Origin of the sequence: Nocardioides sp. Root122 (genome assembly GCF_001425025.1) — a bacterium.
Taxonomy (GTDB): Bacteria; Actinomycetota; Actinomycetes; order Propionibacteriales; family Nocardioidaceae; genus Nocardioides.
This window is the reverse complement of the sequence record NZ_LMDE01000012.1, coordinates 263,184-282,019: the sequence shown is the minus strand read 5'-3', so window position 1 is coordinate 282,019 and position 18,836 is coordinate 263,184. Positions and strand designations below refer to the sequence as shown.

15 protein-coding genes are annotated in these 18,836 nt (G+C 71.5%); 2 read left to right on the top strand and 13 right to left on the bottom strand.

What is annotated here, in order from left to right; genetic code table 11:
* Positions 1–8: 8 nt before the first annotated feature.
* Positions 9–1,454 (top strand): MocR-like transcription factor YczR, encoded by a 1,446-nt coding sequence (gene yczR, locus ASC64_RS16780; protein ID WP_056908679.1) that lies wholly within the window; start codon positions 9–11, stop codon positions 1,452–1,454.
* A 71-nt stretch (positions 1,455–1,525) separates the two neighbouring features.
* On the opposite strand, the gene ASC64_RS16775 is transcribed toward yczR, so the two are convergent.
* A complete protein-coding gene (locus ASC64_RS16775; RefSeq protein ID WP_082550574.1) occupies positions 1,526–3,958 on the bottom strand; it encodes an immune inhibitor A domain-containing protein in 2,433 nt (810 codons plus the stop codon).
* A gap of 389 nt (positions 3,959–4,347) precedes the next feature.
* Positions 4,348–5,943, bottom strand: coding sequence for a phosphoglycerate dehydrogenase (gene serA / locus ASC64_RS16770; RefSeq protein ID WP_056908677.1), 1,596 nt, complete (start codon positions 5,941–5,943; stop codon positions 4,348–4,350).
* Positions 5,944–6,100: 157 nt separating this feature from the next.
* Between serA and ASC64_RS16765 the strand changes: the two genes are divergently transcribed.
* Complete coding sequence (locus ASC64_RS16765) at positions 6,101–6,673, top strand: YdeI/OmpD-associated family protein (protein WP_056908676.1); 573 nt, start codon at positions 6,101–6,103, stop codon at positions 6,671–6,673.
* 9 nt (positions 6,674–6,682) lie between these two features.
* On the opposite strand, the gene ASC64_RS16760 is transcribed toward ASC64_RS16765, so the two are convergent.
* The 11 genes from ASC64_RS16760 to ASC64_RS16710 form a co-directional block, all read right to left on the bottom strand.
* Positions 6,683–7,396, bottom strand: a complete 714-nt coding sequence (locus ASC64_RS16760; RefSeq protein ID WP_056908675.1) for a DsbA family oxidoreductase — start codon at positions 7,394–7,396, stop codon at positions 6,683–6,685.
* A gap of 87 nt (positions 7,397–7,483) precedes the next feature.
* The gene (locus ASC64_RS16755; protein WP_056908674.1) at positions 7,484–8,977 is read right to left on the bottom strand and encodes a purine-cytosine permease family protein; all 1,494 of its coding nucleotides are present in this window, start codon (positions 8,975–8,977) and stop codon (positions 7,484–7,486) included.
* A 94-nt stretch (positions 8,978–9,071) separates the two neighbouring features.
* Positions 9,072–10,370, bottom strand: a complete 1,299-nt coding sequence (gene efeB, locus ASC64_RS16750) for an iron uptake transporter deferrochelatase/peroxidase subunit (RefSeq protein WP_056908673.1) — start codon at positions 10,368–10,370, stop codon at positions 9,072–9,074.
* On the bottom strand, positions 10,367–11,551 hold the full coding sequence (efeO, locus tag ASC64_RS16745; RefSeq protein WP_056908672.1) for an iron uptake system protein EfeO: 1,185 nt from the start codon (positions 11,549–11,551) through the stop codon (positions 10,367–10,369). The genes efeB and efeO overlap by 4 nt, the downstream gene beginning before the upstream one ends.
* A 29-nt stretch (positions 11,552–11,580) precedes the next feature.
* Complete coding sequence (gene efeU / locus ASC64_RS16740) at positions 11,581–12,468, bottom strand: iron uptake transporter permease EfeU (RefSeq protein WP_056908671.1); 888 nt, start codon at positions 12,466–12,468, stop codon at positions 11,581–11,583.
* Positions 12,469–12,506: 38 nt separating this feature from the next.
* The gene (locus ASC64_RS16735; protein ID WP_056908670.1) at positions 12,507–13,298 is read right to left on the bottom strand and encodes a class I SAM-dependent methyltransferase; all 792 of its coding nucleotides are present in this window, start codon (positions 13,296–13,298) and stop codon (positions 12,507–12,509) included.
* Positions 13,299–13,339: 41 nt separating this feature from the next.
* Positions 13,340–14,368, bottom strand: a complete 1,029-nt coding sequence (gene ilvC / locus ASC64_RS16730; RefSeq protein WP_056908669.1) for a ketol-acid reductoisomerase — start codon at positions 14,366–14,368, stop codon at positions 13,340–13,342.
* A 70-nt stretch (positions 14,369–14,438) separates the two neighbouring features.
* Positions 14,439–15,008, bottom strand: coding sequence for an acetolactate synthase small subunit (ilvN, locus tag ASC64_RS16725; protein ID WP_056908668.1), 570 nt, complete (start codon positions 15,006–15,008; stop codon positions 14,439–14,441).
* Positions 15,008–16,753, bottom strand: coding sequence for an acetolactate synthase large subunit (locus ASC64_RS16720; RefSeq protein ID WP_056908667.1), 1,746 nt, complete (start codon positions 16,751–16,753; stop codon positions 15,008–15,010). Before ASC64_RS16720 ends, ilvN begins: the two co-directional genes overlap by 1 nt.
* 298 nt (positions 16,754–17,051) lie before the next feature.
* Positions 17,052–17,726 carry a 4a-hydroxytetrahydrobiopterin dehydratase gene (locus ASC64_RS16715; RefSeq protein ID WP_056908666.1) on the bottom strand — a complete coding sequence of 225 codons (675 nt, stop codon included), beginning with the start codon at positions 17,724–17,726 and terminating at the stop codon, positions 17,052–17,054.
* Positions 17,727–17,797: 71 nt separating this feature from the next.
* Complete coding sequence (locus tag ASC64_RS16710; protein WP_056908665.1) at positions 17,798–18,814, bottom strand: S66 family peptidase; 1,017 nt, start codon at positions 18,812–18,814, stop codon at positions 17,798–17,800.
* Between the last annotated feature and the right edge of the window lie 22 nt (positions 18,815–18,836).

Below are 18,836 nucleotides of genomic sequence, written 5' to 3'. Positions count from 1 at the left end.
TGGCCTGCATGAGCCCGTTGATCAGCGCGCAGCGCGTGGCCACTCTCGTCGGCGACTTCCCCCGCTCCCCCGCCTACATCGGCCTCGCGGAGAGCCTCCGGGTGCTCATCGGTGACGGTCGCATCGGCCTGGACGTGCGGCTGCCCAGCGAGCGTGAGCTCACCGCGGCGCTGGACGTCTCCCGGGCCACCGTCACCCGGGCCTACGACGTGCTCCGCGAGTCCGGGTACGCCGAGGCCCGGCGCGGCTCGGGCACGTTCACCCGGGTGCCGGGCGGGCGGCGGCGCGCCCACGACCAGGCCCTCATGCCCGGACGCGGTGGCGAGGACGTCATCGACCTCAACTGCGCCGCCCACTCCGCTCCGCCGGGCCTCGTCGAGGCCTACCAGCGCGCCACCGACGAGCTGCCGGCCTACCTCGGCGGCCCGGGCTACTTCCCGCTCGGCGTGCCGGTGCTGCAGGCGCGGATCGCGGCGGCGTACGACGCCCGCGGGGTGCCGACGGTGCCGGAGCAGATCATGGTGACGGCCGGCGCCCTCGCCGGAGCGTCGATCGTGGCGCAGGCCTTCACCGCCCCCGGCGAGCGCGTGGTCGTGGAGTCGCCGACCTACCCCAACGCCACGCAGGCCGTGCGGCACGCCGGCGCGCGCCTGGTGCCTGCGACCGTCGACCCCGACGGGTGGGACCTGGACGCGCTGGCCGCGACGCTGCGACAGACCTCACCGCGACTGGCCTACCTCATCCCCGACTTCCAGAACCCGACGGGCCACCTGATGTCGGACGCGCAGCGCGAGGAGCTCGCCACCGCCCTATCCCGGACCCGCACGGTGGCCGTGGCCGACGAGGCCCACCAGGCGCTCGCGCTGCGCCCCGGGCTGGCCGACGACATGCCACGGCCGCTGGCCTTCCACGCCCCGGACACCATCACCATCGGCAGCGCCAGCAAGTCCTACTGGGGCGGCCTGCGGCTCGGCTGGGTGCGCGCCCCGCTGTCCGAGATGGAGCGGCTGCTCCAGGCCCGCATCGGGCTCGACCTCGGCGCCCCGGTCTTCGAGCAGCTCGTGCTGGCCGACCTGATGGCGCGTGCCGACGAGGTGCTGCCCGTCCACCGCGAGCGGCTGGTCGCCGGACGCGACGCGCTGGTCGCAGCGGTCACCGAGCACCTCCCCGACTGGCGCTTCCGGGTGCCCGACGGCGGGCTCGCGCTCTGGTGCGAGCTCCCCGCCCCGCTCGGCACGGCGCTCACCGAGGAGGCGTCACGCCACGGCGTGGTGGTCGCGCCCGGCCCGGTCTTCGCCGTCGAGGGCGGTCTCGACCGGTTCGTCCGGATCCCGTGGACCGCGAGCGCCGACCAGCTGGTCGAGGCAGCGCGACGGCTCGCGGCGGCCTGGGGCGTGGTGGCCGCGCACGGCGGTCCGCGCCACGGCCGGCCCAACCGGGTGCTCGTCGCCTGACCTGCGCCTGCCCGCACACGCAACGAGCCCGCCCCCGCGGCTGCGGGGACGGGCTCGTGTGCCGTTGCGGGTCAGCGCCGCTTCTTGGGCTCCACCCGGATCTTGAGGTAGCCGTGCTTCTCGTCGAGCACCCGGATGAGGGTGCCCGTCTTGGGCACGTCCACGCTGTACCAGCCCGGCTGGTAGCGACCCGGGTGCCGCAGCACCTTGGGAGTCGCCGGGTTGTTGTCGTGGTCCACGAGGACCTCGTCGCCGTCGGACCCGTACCACCAGGTCTGCGTGTCGTCGAAGGTCGACACGGCCCGCTTGCTCGGGATCCTCCCGGTCTGGGTCTCGGCGCCGCTGATCGTGCCGTCACCGTTGAGGTCGACCTCCCGATGCAGGGTGATCGCGTCCGTCCGCTCGAGCCCGAAGGTCGAGTCGTAGGACAGGATGCGCGGACGCATCAAGGTGCCGTCGGCCCAGTGGGTGAGCTGGGGGTTCGCGTCCACCGGCAGGATCAGGCCCTCACCGGGGTGGTCGCCGACGTTGTTGTCCCCCTGGGAGGAGTCCCAGTAGGTCACCAGCATGCCGTCCTGGTAGGGGTAGTGCTCCACCCAGTCGGGCTTGGTGAACGGGTAGGAGAAGTTGTACGCCGACTGCAGCGATGCGTCGTAGCCGTCGTACTGGCGGTTCTCGGCGATGTAGGCGTTGAAGAACGTCTCGACCTCCGAGCCGGTGGTGGTGCGGAACCCGTCGAGGGTCCAGCCCTCGGTCTCGGTCTCGGCCGTGCCGATGACCGTCCCGTCGATGGCGATGTCGTCGGCCCGGAAGCCGCTCTCGGCCGCCGCGCCGTCGGTCTGGTAGCGGAACCGGACCGCGGTGGTGCCCGCCGGGAGGGTCGCCGTCAGGGACACCCAGCCGGCCGTGGTGCCGGTGAGGCCGGCGCCGCTGGTGTTGAAGCCGCTCTGGTTGTGACCGGCGTGGGTGGCCGAGTCCGACAGGTTGGTCATCACCTGGCTCCACGTGGTGCCGCCGTCGGTCGACGCCTCGAGGAACGCGTAGTCCCACTCGGCCTCGATCTGATAGTTGACCTTGGCCGTGAGGGCGGTGCCGGAGATGCCCGACCTCGTCATCGTGGTGTTGAGGTTGTCGCCCTGGGTCGACCAGAAGAACCTCGCCCCCGAGCCCGGCGCGGGTCCGCCCAGCTCCAGCGGGACCTCCTTGTCGGGCAGGACCGCGAAGACCGCCTGCTGGTTGTTCTTGGTGGCCGGCACGTTGGCACCGAGCTTCTCGGTGGCCTTCTGCCCGGGCTGGACGACCGAGTAGAACGGGCCCTGGTCACCCTGCGCGTCGAGCCAGCCGAGCTGGAAGAGCTCCCAGGCACCGAGGTCGGTCGGGGCGTCGCCGATCGTGTCGCCGCCGTCACCGATGTTGGCGCCCGACGACATCAGGCTCCAGAACGCCGTGGAGTTCTCCGCCCCGCCGGTGTTGCCCGAGGTGTCGTAGAGGTCGGGGAGACCGAGGTCGTGGCCGAACTCGTGGGCGAAGACGCCGAGGCCGCCGTTCTCGGGCTGGATCGTGTAGTCACCGACCCACACGCCGGTCGGGTTGTTGGGCACCGGGTTGGCGGGGTTGGCGCCGAGGCCGTAGGCGCCACCGTTGGAGCCGATGTTGACGCCGGTCAGGCCACCGGGGCCGCCGGCCTGGAGGTTGGAGTACCAGCGGTGGCTCCAGATGGCGTCCGAGCCGTAGATCGGGTCACCGGCCGCCTCGTCGCCGCCCGCGTGGACGATCTGGAAGTGGTCGATGAAGCCGTCGGGCTCCTGGAAGTTGCCGTCGCCGTCGATGTCGTAACGGTCCTGGAGGTCGAAGGTCTTGAGGTAGTCGGTGATCTGGGCCATCGTCTGGCCACTGTCGAGCTGGTCCTTGACCCACACCGCGAGCGCGTCGCGGATCAGTGCCTTTGTCGAGGCACAGGTGGTCACCGGGGTGCCCGGCGGCACGCCGCAGAAGCCGCGGCCGTAGAGCGCCTCGTTGTAGGGGACCTTGACCCACTCGGTCACGTCACCCTCGACGGAGTACCGCCCCGAGGACTGGCGCTCGTAGTAGTCCGCCATCCGGTTGAAGTACATGTCCTCGTAGTGCGCACGGTCGAAGTCGTCCTGCCAGATCGTGGTGTTGTCCGTGGCCCGGTCGGGCTCGGGGATCTGGTTGTGCAGGGGGCCGTCGAACGTCTGCGGCTGCGGGGCGGGGAGCGGGAAGCCGTTGTTGGGCGGGTCGACGAAGCGCTTGTCGGTCGCGGTCTCGTAGCGCTGGTCGCCGAACTCGGCGAGGACCACGAAGATCCGGTCGGTGCCCTCGCGCTCGAGCGGCACCTCCTGGTTCTGGCCGTGGCCATGGCCGCCGCGGAACGGGTTCTTGCCCTCCGCCTTGCGCTCGAGGGCGGCAGCGAGCTGCTCGTCGCGCTTGTGTGCGATGGCCAGGGGGTGCTCCGGCTCGTGGCCGGCGCCGGGGCGCTCCATTGCCTGGTCGTCGGAGGTGGAAGTGCTCGCGGACTTGTTCGTCGGCGTCGACGGCTGCGCTGTGCTCGGAGCGGCTACGGCGGTACCTGCGGTCAGCAGGCCGGCGGCCGCCACCGCCACAGCAAGGCGCCGAGCCTTGCGGGGGTGATGAGTCACGGTTCCCTCGGAATTCTTCCGGCAGGTCCGGCCGAGCACGCGCAATCGTGCGTCCCGAGTCGATGCCTGCGCCAAGCGGGTGGCTTCCCACGGTTGCGGGCACCCGGACGCGATCCTGTGCTGTGAGCTGGCTCACAGGGAACGTCGGCGCAGGCGAATGGACCCCATCGTTACCGGATCGTGACCTTGGTCTGGTCCACCCCAACCGGTCGGCGGTGGCCGGCGGGTGGGCGTCAGGTCAGGTCGACCGCACGCACGGAGGCCGCCTTGATGGCCTCCTCGATCTCCGCGAGCGTGCCGGCGGGAATGGCCGAGTCCACGCTCAGCGCGACGAGGGCGGAGCCACCCTTGTCCTGCCGCGAGACCTGCATGCCGGCGATGTTGACCGCTGCGTCGCCCAGGATCCCGCCGACGGTGCCGACCATGCCGGGACGGTCCTCGTAGGTGAGGAACGCCAGGTGGGTGGTGGGCTCGAGGTCGACGTCGAAGCCGTTGACCTCGACCAGGCGCTCCTTCTGCGCGATGCCGACCAGGGTGCCGCTGACCGACACCTGGGTGCCGTCGGCGAGGGTGCCGCGGATGGTGATGAGGTTGCGGTGGTCGGGGCTCTCGGCCTCGGTGACCAGGCGCACCTCCGTGCCGCGCTCGGCTGCGAGCAGCGGCGCGTTGACGTAGGAGACCTGCTCCTCGACGATGTCGGCGAAGACGCCCTTGAGGGCGGCCAGCTCGAGCACCTTGACGTCGAACTCGGTGATCTCGCCGCGGACCTCGACGTCGATCTGCTGGGCGACCTCCCCCGCGAGGGCGGTGAAGACCCGGCCGAGCTTCTCGGTGAGCGGGATGCCGGGACGCACGTCCTCGGCGATGACGCCGCCCTGCACGTTGACGGCGTCGGGCACGAGCTCGCCGCCGAGCGCGAGCCGCACGGAGCGAGCCACGGCGATGCCGGCCTTCTCCTGCGCCTCGTCGGTCGAGGCACCGAGGTGCGGGGTGGCGACGACGTTCTCCAGCTCGAAGAGCGGGCTGTCGGTGCACGGCTCGCTGGCGAACACGTCGAGGCCGGCGGCCGCGACCTGGCCGGTCTTGAGGGCGTCGAAGAGGGCGGCCTCGTCGACGATGCCGCCACGGGCGGCGTTGACCAGCACCAGGCTCTGCTTGGCGCGTGCCAGCTGGTCGGCGCCGATCAGGCCGACGGTCTCCGGCGTCTTCGGCAGGTGCACGCTCATGAAGTCGGACTCGCCCAGGAGCGTGTCGAGGTCGACGAGGCGCACGCCCATCTGCGCAGCACGACCGGCCTGGACGTAGGGGTCGTAGGCGATGACCTTCATGCCGAACGCGCTGAGGCGCTGCGCGACGAGCACGCCGATCCGGCCCAGGCCGACGATGCCGACGGTCTTCTCGTAGAGCTCGATGCCGGTGTACTTCGAGCGCTTCCACTCGCCGTTGCGCAGCGCGGCGTGGGCCGGGCTGATGTGGCGGGCGGCGGCCAGCATCAGGGCGACGGCGAGCTCGGCCGCGCTGACGATGTTGGAGGTCGGGGCGTTCACGACCATCACACCGGCCTGGGTGGCGGCCCTGACGTCGACGTTGTCGAGGCCGACGCCCGCGCGCGCGACGACCTTGAGGCGGTGGGCAGCGGCCAGTGCCTCGGCGTCGACCTTGGTCGCGGAGCGCACCAGGATCGCGTCGACGTCGGCGATCGCGGGGATCAGCTCGGCGCGGTCGGCGCCGTTGCAGGTGCGGATCTCGAAGTCCGGGCCCAGTGCCTCGATGGTGGCGGGGCTCAGCTCTTCGGCGATGAGTACGACAGGCTTGGCGGGTGCGCTCACAGCGGGGTCCTCGTGTGGTTCAAGGGTGGGTCCGGGGCTGCACGACGCTGTGCTCCGCCCACCCTACCCGCGGCCCGCTCGAGCCGGCGGACGTCCCAGACTGTGGGTCGTACGCCGGTCCGCGGGCGCTGTCGGTGCTCGCTCCTAGGATGCCGCCATGGGCGCGATGGACGACGCGGAACGGCTCGAGCCGACCACCGTCGAGGAGTGGAGCGCCTGGCTGCGCGAGCACCACACGCAACCGCAGGGCGTGTGGCTGGTGAGCCCGCGCAAGGCCGCCGAGCGCGCCTTCTCCTACGAGGAGGCAGTGATGCAGGCGCTGCGCTACGGCTGGGTCGACTCGACGGTGAAGCCCGTCGACGAGGTCCGCTCGATGCAGTGGTTCGCGCCCCGTCGCGCGGGCAGCATGTGGACCCGGATCAACAAGGGGCGCGTCGCCCGCCTCGAGGAGGCCGGGCTGATGGAGCCGGCAGGCGCCGCGGCCGTCGCCCTCGCCCATGACACCGGGATGTGGACGCTCATGGACGCCGTCGAGGACCTGGTCGTGCCCGACGACCTCGCCGAGGCGTTCGACCGCCACCCGGGCTCGCGCGAGCACTGGGAGTCGTGGTCGCCCTCCGCACAGAAGCTGATCCTGACGTGGATCGTGCTCGCCAAGCGTCCCGCGACCCGCGCCACGCGGGTCGGGACGACGGCCGAGAAGGCCGCCCGCGGCGAGAAGTCGCAGTGACGTCCCGCGTCAGATGGCGCAGCCGTCGGGGCCGCAGGCCTCGGCACCGTCGCCGCTCGCGAGCACCTCGATGGCCGGGTGGGTCTCGGACCAGGCGCGCTCGAGCACCTGGGTGAAGACCTCGGTCGGCTGCGCGCCGGAGACGCCGTACTTCTGGTCGATCACGAAGAACGGCACGCCGCTCGCGCCGTAGGCCTGCGCCTGCTCGATGTCGGCCCACACGTCCTGCTCGAACTCACGGGACCCGAGGACCTCGTCGACGCGAGCCGCGTCCAGCCCGGCCTCGACCGCGACCTCGCGCAGGACCGCGTGGTCGGCGAGGTTGCGGCCCTCGGTGAAGTAGGCCTGCAGCAGCGCCTCCTTGACCGCGCCCTGGAGCTCGTTGCCGCCCTGCTCGTGCGCGAGGTGGATCACCCGGTGCGAGTCGACGGTGTTGAGGTGCAGGGTCTCGGACAGCCGGTAGACCAGGCCCTCCTCAGCGGCGACGGCCTCGACGCGGTCCTGCATCTGCTGGGCACCGGCGGCCGACTGGCCGTACTTGCGCGCCAGCATGGAGGCGGTCTTCTCCGTGGGCTCGGTCGGCGCACCGGGGTCGAGCTGGAACGAGCGCCAGTGCACCTCCACCTCGTCGGCGTGGCCGAACTCGGCGAGGGCGCTCTCGATGCGGCGCTTGCCGATGTAGCACCAGGGGCAGACGACGTCGGACCAGATCTCGATCTTCACGTGCGGCCCAACACGCGGGGTGACCTGCGTGTTCCCGCGCACCCTGTGCGGTGAGTCTCCTGGAGACTCAGGGTGCAGCGGGGCGGGTCACGCCTCCTGGCGCTGCACCTTCGCACGACGGGCGACGTACGTCACCGCGAAGCCGAGCACCAGCGCGAGCAGCACACCGAGGTTGGCGTAGGGCCAGTTGCCGTCCCAGTAGCCGTCGGCCTCCATCCAGGTGCCCAGGCCGAGCGGCTCGAGGAGGTAGCCCTGCCAGTTGTTCCACGAGGCCGAGGTGGCGAAGTTGTTGACGACCAGGCCCCAGCCCAGCACGGAGGCGACGACCATCGTGGCGATCGAGACCCAGTCGAACGCCCCGTAGCGGCCGGAGGAGTCGAAGAGCGCCTCGTCGTCGTAGTCGCGCTTGCGCAGGGCGATGTCGGCGATCATGATCCCCGCCCACGCCGCGAGCGGCACCCCGAGCGTGATCAGGAAGCTCTGGAAGGGCTCGAGGAAGCTGGTCGAGAAGAAGACGACGTAGATCGTGCCCAGCGTCAGGATGACTCCGTCGACGAGGGCTGCCGCGGGCCGCGGGATCCGGACGCCGAGGCTGAGCAGCGTCAGGCCGCTGGAGTAGATGCCCAGCACGGCTCCGCTGACCAGGGCGAGGATGGCAGCGACCAGGAACGGCACCAGGAACCAGGTCGGCAGCAGAGTGCCGAGAGTGCCGATCGGGTCGGCCACGATGCCGGCGGACAGGTCCTCCGACGAGCCGGCGAGCATCAGACCGAACACCACCAGCAGCACCGGTGCGATCGCACCACCGAAGGTGTTCCACCCGACGATGGCCGATCCCGTGGCGTCGCGGTGCTGGTAGCGCGACCAGTCCGCGGCGATGTTGATCCAACCGAGCCCGAACCCGGTCATCACCATGACCAGCGCACCCACCATCTGCTGAACGCTGCCGCTCGGGAGGTCGCTCACGGCCGTCCAGTCGATCTCGTCGAGAGTGAGCGCGACGTAGACCACCGTCGCGATGCCGGTGATCCACGTGAGCACCGACTGCATCCGCATGATGATGTGGTAGCCGGCGACGCTGGCCGACACGATCAACAGGGCCACGACGACAGTGGCGACGACCTTGGTCGTCGTGCCACCGGACCAGCCGAGCTGGTCGAAGATCGTGGCCGTCGCCAGGACGGCGAGGATCGCGAGGAACGTCTCCCAGCCGATGGACACCAGCCACGACACGACGCCGGGGACCTTCTGCCCGTCGACGCCGAACGCTGCTCGGCTCAGGATCATCGTCGGTGCCGAGCCGCGCTTGCCGGCGATGGCGATGACGCCGCACAGCGCGAATGAGACCACGATCCCGACCACGGTGACGACAGCCGCCTGCCAGAACGAGATCCCGAATCCGAGGACGAACGAGCCGTAGCTGATCCCGAACACGGACACGTTCGCCGCGAACCAGGGCCAGAACAGGTCCTTCGGCCGCGCGGTGCGCTCGGACTCCTCGATGATCTCGATGCCGGTGGTCTCGACGCCGAGGCGACGGGTCTGCTCGAGCCCCGAGTCGGGGGTCGCTGTCTCACTCATGTGCGCATCGTCGCGCACGGGGCGGCCCGGTGGAAGCACCGCCTCCCCCTCAGCGGCGAGGGCAGTACGACGTCGAGGGGCGCGACCCGGCCGGTCAGGCGAACAGGGCCTGGCCGACGTGCTCCCCGGCACCGACGCCGGGCGGCACCGCGAACAGCGCGGAGCCGGTGAACTTCAGGTACTCGACGAGCGCGTCGGCCTTCGACATCGCGAGCTGCAGCGGCACGAAGTGGGTGCCGGGGTCGCGGACGTAGGCGATGAAGAAGAGCCCGGCGTCGAGCCCACCGAGGGCGTTCGACCCGTCGACGAAGTTGTAGCCGCGGCGGAGCATGCGGACACCCCCGTGCTGGTCGGGGTGCACGACGCGCACGTGCGCGTCGACCGGGATGACCGGTTGGTCGTTGCTGCCGGGCATGTCGAAGTCGGGCTCGGTGTGCTCGCTGCCGCCGGACAGCGGGGCGCCGGTGTCCTTGGTGCGCCCGACGAACATCTCCTGGTCGCCGAGCGGCTGGCGGTCCCAGACCTCGATCGTCATGTTGATGCGGCGCGCCACGAGGTAGGAGCCCCCGGCCAGCCACGCACCGGCTGCGTCGTCGTCGGCGCCGACCCACACGTGCTCGTCGAGCGCCGCGGACTCCTCGGCCTTGACGTTGGCGGTCCCGTCCTTGAAGCCGAACAGGTTGCGCGGGGTGGACTGGCTCGTCGACGTGGTCGAGGTGCGGCCGAAGCCGAGCTGGGACCACCGCACCGAGACCGTGCCGAACCCGATGCGGGCGAGGTTGCGGATCGCGTGCACCGCGACCTGCGGGTCGTCGGCGCAGGCCTGGATGCACAGGTCGCCGCCCGACCGGGCGGGGTCGAGCACGTCGCCCGGGAAGTGCGGCAGCTCGCGCAGCGCCGCCGGCTGCCGGTCGGCGATGCCGAAGCGGTCCTTGCCGGAGGCGTCGCGGAACAGCGACGGGCCGAACCCGAACGTGACCGTGAGGCCGCTGGCCGGCAGGTCCAGGGCCTCCCCCGTGTCGTCGGGGGGAAGTCGCACGTCTCCTCCGACGGCGCCGGACCCCGCCGGCTCCCCGGTGGTCATCTGCTCGGCGGCGAGGGTCCACTTCTGCAGCAGGTCGACGAGCTCGTCGCGCGAGTCGGTGAGCACGTCGAAGGCCGCGAAGTGCAGCCGGTCCTGGGCCGGGGTCGTGATGCCCGCCTGGTGCGCGCCCCGGAACGCGTACGTCGCCGCCCGTCCGCCCGCGGCGGGCGCCGGGTCGACGGTCCCGGCGTGGGCCGTCGTACGCCCTGCCGCGAAGGCGCCCGCGGCGCCCGCGACCGCGGCCCCACCACCCAGAAGGCCGCGCCTGCTGAGCCGTCCACCCGTGCGGGGCGCGGGCTGCTCGCTCAGGACAGGACCGCCGCGGTGAGGTGCGAGAGCGGCTCGGAGAGCGCGTTCACCGCGTCGGAGAGGTCCTTGACCTCGTCGGGGGTGAGGTCGTCGTAGGAGACGAAGCCGTCACCCTCGCGCTGGGCGTCGAGGAGCTGCTGGAGCTCATCGAAGCGGGTGGTGAGCTGCTCGGAGAGCTCGGGGTCCTTCTCCTCGAGGATCGGCTGCACGCCCTCGAAGCCGACGCGCGCGCCGTCGACGTTGGCCTGGAAGTCCCACAGGTCGGTGCGCGACCAGTACTCCTCCTCGCCGGTGACCTTGCCGGTCGCGACCTCCTCGAGCAGGCCGCGCGAGCCGTTGGCGATGGCGTCGACGGTGTAGGTCAGCTCCTGCACGCGGGAGTCGAGCTCCTCAGTGTTGGCGAGCAGGTCGTCGCCGTAGGTCGCCCGCTGCCGGGCGGTCAGCGGCGTGTAGTCGTCCGCGCGCTGCGGCCACAGGTCCTTCTCGATCAGGTGCCACCCGGTCCACTTCTGTCCCGGCTCGAGGTCGGCCTCGCGGGCGTCCATCATCGGGTCGAGGTCGCCGAAGGACTCCGCGACCGTCTCGATGCGCTCCCAGTGCGTGCGGGCCACCGGGTAGAGGGCGCGGGCCTCGTCGTCGTCGCCGGCCTCGTAGAGCCCGACGAACTCGCGGGTCTTCTCGAGCAGCTGCGCCGACTGGTCCTCGACGTAGGCGGCGTAGTTGGTCTGCGCCTCTTCGACGAGCTGGGCCTCGTCCTCCTCGACGGCGACCTGCTCGTCGGACTCGGTGACGGTGAAGTCGGCGCGGATGCCCTCGCCGGTCATGCCGGGCTTGCAGGCGGTGACGTAGGACCCCGCGGGGGCGTTGACGGTCAGCGCGCGGGTGATGCTCGGGCCGACGTTCTCCACCTCGGCGACGATGCGGAGGCCGTCGTCGCCCAGCAGGTAGAACTCGGTGACCTGGTCGCCGGAGTTGGTGACGTCGAAGGTCAGCGTCCCGGCGGGGGCCTCGTCCGCCGACAGCGTGCAGGCGTCGGAGGAGGACTCCACGCTCAGCGCCCGCGGGTCGCCCTGTGCCCCGGCCGCGCCGGATCCCGGGTCGGCGTTCTCGGTGCAGGCGGCGAGGAACGGCGACGCCAGGAGGAGTGCGGTCACCGGGGCGACAGCGGTCGTCTTGCGCATGGAGGTGTCTTTCGCGTGAGGAGGGAGGGTCAGGCCGCGGGTGCGGACGTCACGGACGCCTCGCCCGTGCGGGCCACCGCGGGCGTGCCCGGGCGCCGGCGGATGCGGAGCAGGAACAAGGTCATGACCGGGATCGCGTAGACCAGCCACGCGGCGGCCTCGAGCTTGGTGGTGGCCGGGGAGAAGTTGAAGACGCCCTTGAGGACCGCGCCGTACCAGCTGTTGGCGTCGATGGTGTCGGAGACGTCGAAGGCGAGGTCGCCCAGGCCGGGGAGGAAGCGCGCCTCCTGGAGGTCGTGGATGCCGTAGGCCAGGACGCCCGCGGCGACGACGATGAGGAACGCACCCGTCCACGTGAAGAACTTCGTGAGGTTGATGCTCACCGCGCCGCGGTAGATCAGGTAGCCGAGCAGCACCGCGGTCGCCAGGCCGAGGGCCGCCCCGGTCAGGGGTTCCCAGGTCGGCGTGGAGATGCCGTTGGCCGAGCGGGTGCCGGCCTGGGTGGCCGCCCAGAGGAAGAGTGCGGTCTCCAGGCCCTCCCGGCCCACGGCCAGGACGGCCACCACCACCAGCGACCAGCGTCCACCGTCGGCCGCGTCGTCGATCCGGCCGCGGAGCTCGCCCGCGAGCCCGCGCGCGGCACGAGCCATCCAGAAGATCATCCAGGTCACGAAGCCGACCGCGACGATCGAGAGGCTGCCGCCGATGAGCTCCTGCGCCCCGAAGGTGAGGCCGCGGGGTCCGAAGGTCAGCGTGGCGCCGAACGCGAGGCTGACAGCGACCGCGAGACCCACGCCGGCCCAGATCCGCGGCAGCAGGTGCCGGCGGTCGGTCTTCACGAGGTAGGCGACCAGGATGCTCACGACGAGGGCCGCCTCCAGGCCCTCGCGCAGCCCGATCAGGTAGTTGGCCAGCACAGCCGGAGGATACACCTTAGGTTAGGCAACCCTCATCATCAGGTCGTGATGAGGACCTCTCCGTGCAGCACCGAGAACCAGCCGTCCGGGTCCACGGCCCAGGCACGCCACGCGGCCGCGACGTCCGCGAGCTCCTCGGCCGTCGCGAGGTCCTGGTCCACCAGCTGGCGGGCGAGGGCGGTCGACGTGATCCGGTCGGCCCAGAGCCCACCCCACCACGCCCGGTCCTCGGGGTCGGCGTAGCACCAGGTCGACGACCCGGCGACGACGTCCGTCGCGCCGGCGGCGTGCGCCCACGCCAGGAGCATCCGGCCGGCGTGGGGCTCTCCCCCGTTGGCGCGGGCGGCGGCGAGGTAGAGCTCGAGCCAGCGGTCGAGCCCGGCCGACGCCGGGTGCCACGAGAAGTGGCCGTAGTCGCTGTCGCGAGCAGCGACGAGCCCGCCGGGACGGGTCACCCGCCGCATCTCGCGCAGCGCGGCGACCGGGTCGGCCACGTGCTGCAGGACCTGGTGGGCGTGGACGACGTCGAAGGAGCCGTCCGCCAGGTCGAGGGCGTGCACGTCGCCCACGACGACGCTCGCGTTGGCGATGCCCTGACGCTCGAGCTCCGCACGGGTGAGCTCGGCGGCCTCCTCGGTGACCTCCAGCGCGACCACCTCCCCCACCAGGCGGGCCAGGTCGGCGGTGATGGTGCCGGGACCGGACCCCACGTCGAGCAGGCGCTGCCCGTCGCCGAGGTGGGGCAGGAGGTACGCCGCCGAGTTGGCCGCCCTGCGCCAGCGGTGCGAGCGCAGGACGGCCTCGGCGTGACCGTGGGTGTAGGTGGTCATGCGGTGGTCATCCGGTCGTCGTGCGGGGGCGGGTCCGCCGATCAGCGGGCGGAGGTGCCCTCGGTGTAGTCGGAGTCGTGCGACTTCACCCAGGCCATCAGCTTGCGCAGCTCGCGGCCGGTCTGCTCGATCGGGTGCGACTCGCCCTTCTTGCGGAACTCGGTGAACTCGGGCGAGCCGTTGTCCATGTCGGTGATGAAGCGCTCGGCGAACGCGCCGCTCTTGATGTCGGCGAGCACGTCCTCCATGTTCTTCTTCACCTCGGGCGTGATGACCCGCGGCCCGGAGACGTAGTCGCCGAACTCGGCGGTGTCGGAGACCGACCAGCGCTGCTTGGCGATGCCGCCCTCGTACATCAGGTCGACGATGAGCTTCAGCTCGTGGAGGCACTCGAAGTAGGCGACCTCGGGCTGGTAGCCGGCCTCGGTGAGGACCTCGAAGCCGTACATCACCAGCTGCGAGGCGCCGCCGCAGAGCACGGCCTGCTCGCCGAACAGGTCGGTCTCGGTCTCCTCGGTGAAGGTGGTCTTGATGCCGCCGGCACGGAGGCCGCCGATGGCCTTGGCGTAGGACAGCGCGACGTCCCAGGCCTTGCCGGACTCGTCCTTCTCCACCGCGACCAGCACCGGGACGCCGCGGCCGTCGACGTACTCGCGACGGACCAGGTGGCCGGGGCCCTTGGGGGCGACCATGAACACGTCGACGCCGTCGGGCGGGGTGATGTAGCCGAAGCGGATGTTGAAGCCGTGGCCGAAGACGAGCGTGTCGCCGGGCGTGAGCGCCGGGGCGATCTCCTCGGCGTAGAGCTTGCGCTGGTGCTGGTCGGGGGCGAGGATCACGATCAGGTCGGACTCCTCCGCCGCCTCGCGAGGGGTGAGGACGCGCAGGCCCTCGGCCTCGGCCTTGTCGCGGCTCTTCGACCCGGGCTGCAGGCCGATCCGGACGTCGACGCCGGAGTCGCGCAGGGACAGCGCGTGGGCGTGGCCCTGGCTGCCGTAGCCGATCACCGCGACGTTCTTGCCCTGGATCAGGCTCAGGTCGGCGTCGTCGTCGTAGAACATCTCAGCCACTGGGGGCTCTCCTTCGTGTGGGTGCTGCGGAAACAGGGTGGGGTGTCGTGACGGTCGCCACGCGGCCTGCTCAACCAGCGGTGGCTGAGGCGGGGGACTTCAGGGCGGAGACGGGGGCGGGGACGGCGACCGGGCGCTGGGCCCGCTCGCTGATGGAGCGGGAGCCGCGGCCGATGGCGACCATGCCGGACTGGACGAGCTCGCGGATGCCGAAGGGCTCGAGCACCCGCAGCAGGTCGGCGAGCTTGTCGGCGTTGCCGACCGCCTGGACCGTGACCGCCTCGGGCGAGACGTCGACGACCTTGGCGCGGAAGAGCTGGACGGCGTCGAGCACGGCGCCGCGGGTCGCGGCATCGGCGCGGACCTTGACCAGCAGCAGCTCGCGGTTGACCGACCCCGGACCGTCGAGCTCGACGATCTTGATCACCTCCACGAGCTTGTTGAGCTGCTTGGTGACCTGCTCCAGCGGGGAGTCCTCGACGTTGACGACGATCGTCATCCGGGACACCTCGGGGTGCTCGGTCGGGCCCACCGCGAGGCTGTCGATGTTGAACCCACGCCGCGAGAACAGCCCGGCGATGCGGGCCAGGACGCCCGGCTTGTTCTCGACCAGGACCGACAGGGTGTGCTTGCTGCTCATCAGATGTCGTCCTCGTCGAACTGGGGCGCGAGGTCGCGCGCGTACTTGATCTCGTCGTTGCTGGTGCCGGCGGCGACCATCGGCCACACCATCGCGTCGCGGTGCACCCGGAAGTCCACCACGACCGGCTGGTCGTCGATCGACATGGCCTTCTCGATGGTGGCGTCGACCTCGTCGGGAGACTCGCACGCCAGGCCCACGCAGCCGTAGGCGTCGGCGAGCTTGACGAAGTCGGGGATCCGCTTGGAGTGCAGGTCGGTGTTGGAGTAGCGCTCGTTGTAGAAGAGCGTCTGCCACTGGCGCACCATGCCGAGCGACTCGTTGTTGATGATCGCGACCTTGATCGGGATGTCGTTGATCGCGCAGGTGGCCAGCTCCTGGTTGGTCATCTGGAAGCAGCCGTCGCCGTCGATGGCCCACACCGTGGTGTCCGGCATGCCGACCTTGGCGCCCATCGCGGCCGGGACGGAGAAGCCCATCGTGCCCAGGCCGCCGGAGTTGATCCACGTGTTGGGGTTCTCGTAGCCGACGAAGTGCGCGGCCCACATCTGGTGCTGGCCGACCCCCGAGGCGTAGATCGCCTCGGGACCGGCGATCGCACCGAGCCGCTCGATGACGTACTGCGGGGCGAGCGAGCCGTCGGCCGGCGCGTCGTAGCCGAGCGGGTAGGTCTGCTTCACACCGGACAGGAACGCCACCCACGACTCGTAGTCGCCGTCGGCGCCCTCGGCCTGGAGGACCGCCACCAGCTGGGCGATGACCTCCTTGCAGTCGCCGACGATCGGCACGTCGGCGTGGCGGTTCTTGCCGATCTCGGCCGGGTCGATGTCGGCGTGGATGACCAGGGCGTTGGGGGCGAAGGAGTCGAGGTTTCCGGTGACGCGGTCGTCGAAGCGGGCACCCAGGCTGATGATCAGGTCGCTCTTCTGGAGTCCGGCGACGGCGGCCACGGTGCCGTGCATGCCCGGCATGCCGAGGTGCTGCGGGTGGCTGTCGGGGAAGGCGCCGCGGGCCATCAGCGTGGTCACGACCGGGATGCCGGTCAGCGCGGCCAGCTGGGCGAGCTCGCGGGAGGCGCGGGCGCGGATGACGCCACCACCGACGTAGAGCACGGGGCGCTTCGCCTCGCGGATGAGGCGCACCGCCTCCTTGATCTGCTTGGCGTGCGGCGTGGTCACCGGGCGGTAGCCCGGCAGGTGCAGCTCGTCGGGCCACGCGAAGGTGGTCTGCGCCTGCAGCGCCGACTTCGCCACGTCGACGAGCACCGGACCGGGTCGACCGGTCGAGGCGATGTGGAAGGCCTCCGCGATCGTGCTGGGGATGTCGGCGGGGTCGGTGACCAGGAAGTTGTGCTTGGTGATGGGCATCGTGATGCCGCGGATGTCGGCCTCCTGGAAGGCGTCCGTGCCGATCATCGCGGCGCCGACCTGCCCGGTGACCGCGACGAGCGGCACCGAGTCCATGTGGGCGTCGGCCAGCGGAGTGACCAGGTTGGTCGCACCCGGGCCCGACGTCGCCATGCACACGCCGACCCGGCCGGTCGCCGCGGCATAGCCCTGGGCCGCGTGCCCCGCACCCTGCTCGTGACGGACGAGGATGTGGCGGATGCGGGTGGAGTCCATCAGGGGGTCGTAGGCCGGGAGGATCGCGCCGCCCGGGATGCCGAAGATGTCGGTGACGCCGGCCGCCTCGAGGGACGTCACGAGGCTCTGCGCTCCGGTGACCTGTCCGCTCTGCTCGCTCATGGATCTTCTTCCTGGTTCGGTGTGCGGTGCCTGCCCAACAACTGTGAGCCCATAAAAAAGCCCCTCGGCCCGGTGGGCGACGAGGGGTGACGCGCGTGCGTTCGGCCGGAGGGCCTCAGCTCACGCGTCGCGTGCGTACAAGAATCTCGGTGCGCATGCGACAACCGTCGCCGCCGGGGCTGTCCGGCGTCAAGCAAGTGTGACACTCGTCCCAGCATCTGGAACGGCGGTCTCGCGATGTGGCCGCTGCCGCACGCTCAGTCCCGGCCAGGGCGGGGTCGTGACGGAGGATCGCACGTCATCGGTCGAGCCGGGTGCAGATGCAGGAACGGTTGCCCTCGGCGTCCTCGACGACCCAGAAGCTCGGGGCCTCTGCGTCGCTCACGAGTCGCCCGCCTGCGTCGAGGACGGCCCGGAGGCGCTGCTCGCCCTCGTCGTGCGGCACCCAGACGTCGAGGTGCCAGCGCTGGGCGGGCTCCTGGGCCGGCAGGGACGACTCCCCCGGCTCGGACCGCTGGAACCACAGTCCGGGGACCTGGCCGCTGGGGTCCACCGGCTCGCCCTGGTCGTTGACCTTCCCGCCGAGGAGCGCGGCGTAGAACGCACCGAGCTGCTCGGGCGCCGCCGCGTCGAGGCCGGGCTCGACCTGGGTGAGCCCGGACGTGTCGGCCCGAACCCCTGCCTCGGCCGCGAAGCCGCTGATCGTGCGGGCGAGGTCGAGGTCGCGGCTGGTGATGCCGCCGACGTCGTGGCTCGACAGGGTCACGATCACCTCGGGGTAGGTGAGGGAGATGTCGGGGTGGTGGTCGGCCTCCTCGGCGGCCGCACCGATGCGGTCGACCAGGGCGAGGCCGGTGGCGAAGTCGCCGGTGTGGAAGCGGGCGCGGATGCCCGTCAGGAGGTGGCGCCAGTCGTCGAGGCCGCTCGCCTCGCGGACCTCGTCTGCGGTCAGCTTCTGCTTCGGGTCGCTCATACCGCGACCCTGCCACTGTCCGCCGACAGCGACCACCCCTCGGGTCGGACGCTTCGGTGGCGCGGCCGCGCTCAGCCGAGCGTCTGGGTGATCTCCCGGGTATCGCCGTCGACGACGACGCGCGCGAGGGCCCCGTTGACCAGCGGCAGGTGCGGCGGCACGTGCCCGATCTCGAGGTCCCACACGACCGGCAGGTCGAGGCGGCCGAGCGCGTCGAGGACCGCCTCGCGCTGCGTCATCTCGGGGTGGTCGGGGGCGTTCGTGCGACCGACCAGCACCGCGGCGGCCCGGTCGAACCAGCCCGCGAGCCGCAGGGCGTGGAGGTAGCGGCAGATGTTCACCGCGTGCTCCTCGCACGCCTCGACGTAGACGATCGTCGGCTCGTCGAACGTCTCCGCCCACGCACGCACGTCGCCGTAGGGCGTGCCGGCGAGGTTGGCGATCGTCTCCACGCACCCGCCGACGAGCCTCCCGGAGACGTCGAGGCTGCCGCCACCCTGGACCTCCCAGGTGCCCGGGCCGACGGTCTTCCACTGCGTGGCGCGGGGGTCCTCCTCGAAGCGCACCCAGTCGGTGACCACCCCCGGGTCGCGCTGCACGAACGGGCCCTCCCCGCTGACGAGGTCGAGCCAGTGGAGCAGGCCGTCGGGGACGACGTAGGGCGTGTCCGCGAGGTTGTCGCCGTGCAGGGTCGCCCACCCGAGCCGGGTCGTGATCGGCAGCAGCACGGTCGACATGTCCGAGTAGCCGACCAGCCACGTCGGCTCCGCGGAGGCGAGGGCGTCCCAGTCCACGAGGTCGACCAGGTCGATCGCGGTCTCACCGCCCCACGGCGGCAGGACGCAGCGGATCTCCGGATCGGCCAGCATCCGGGTCAGCTCGTCGGCGCGCTCCTGCGCGGGGGCCGAGGTCAGCCCGGTCCCGTCCATGCACTCCCCCACCACGACGTCGTACCCGCGGCCGCGCAGCCAGTCCACGCAGAACTCGATCCGAGCGGCCGCGGCGCCCGCGACGCCCGCGGACGGCGAGGTCACCCCGATCCGGTCACCGTGGCGGAGCGGAGGCGGAAATCGCGGCGACGGGCTCATGGGACGAGTCTGTCAGGGTGTG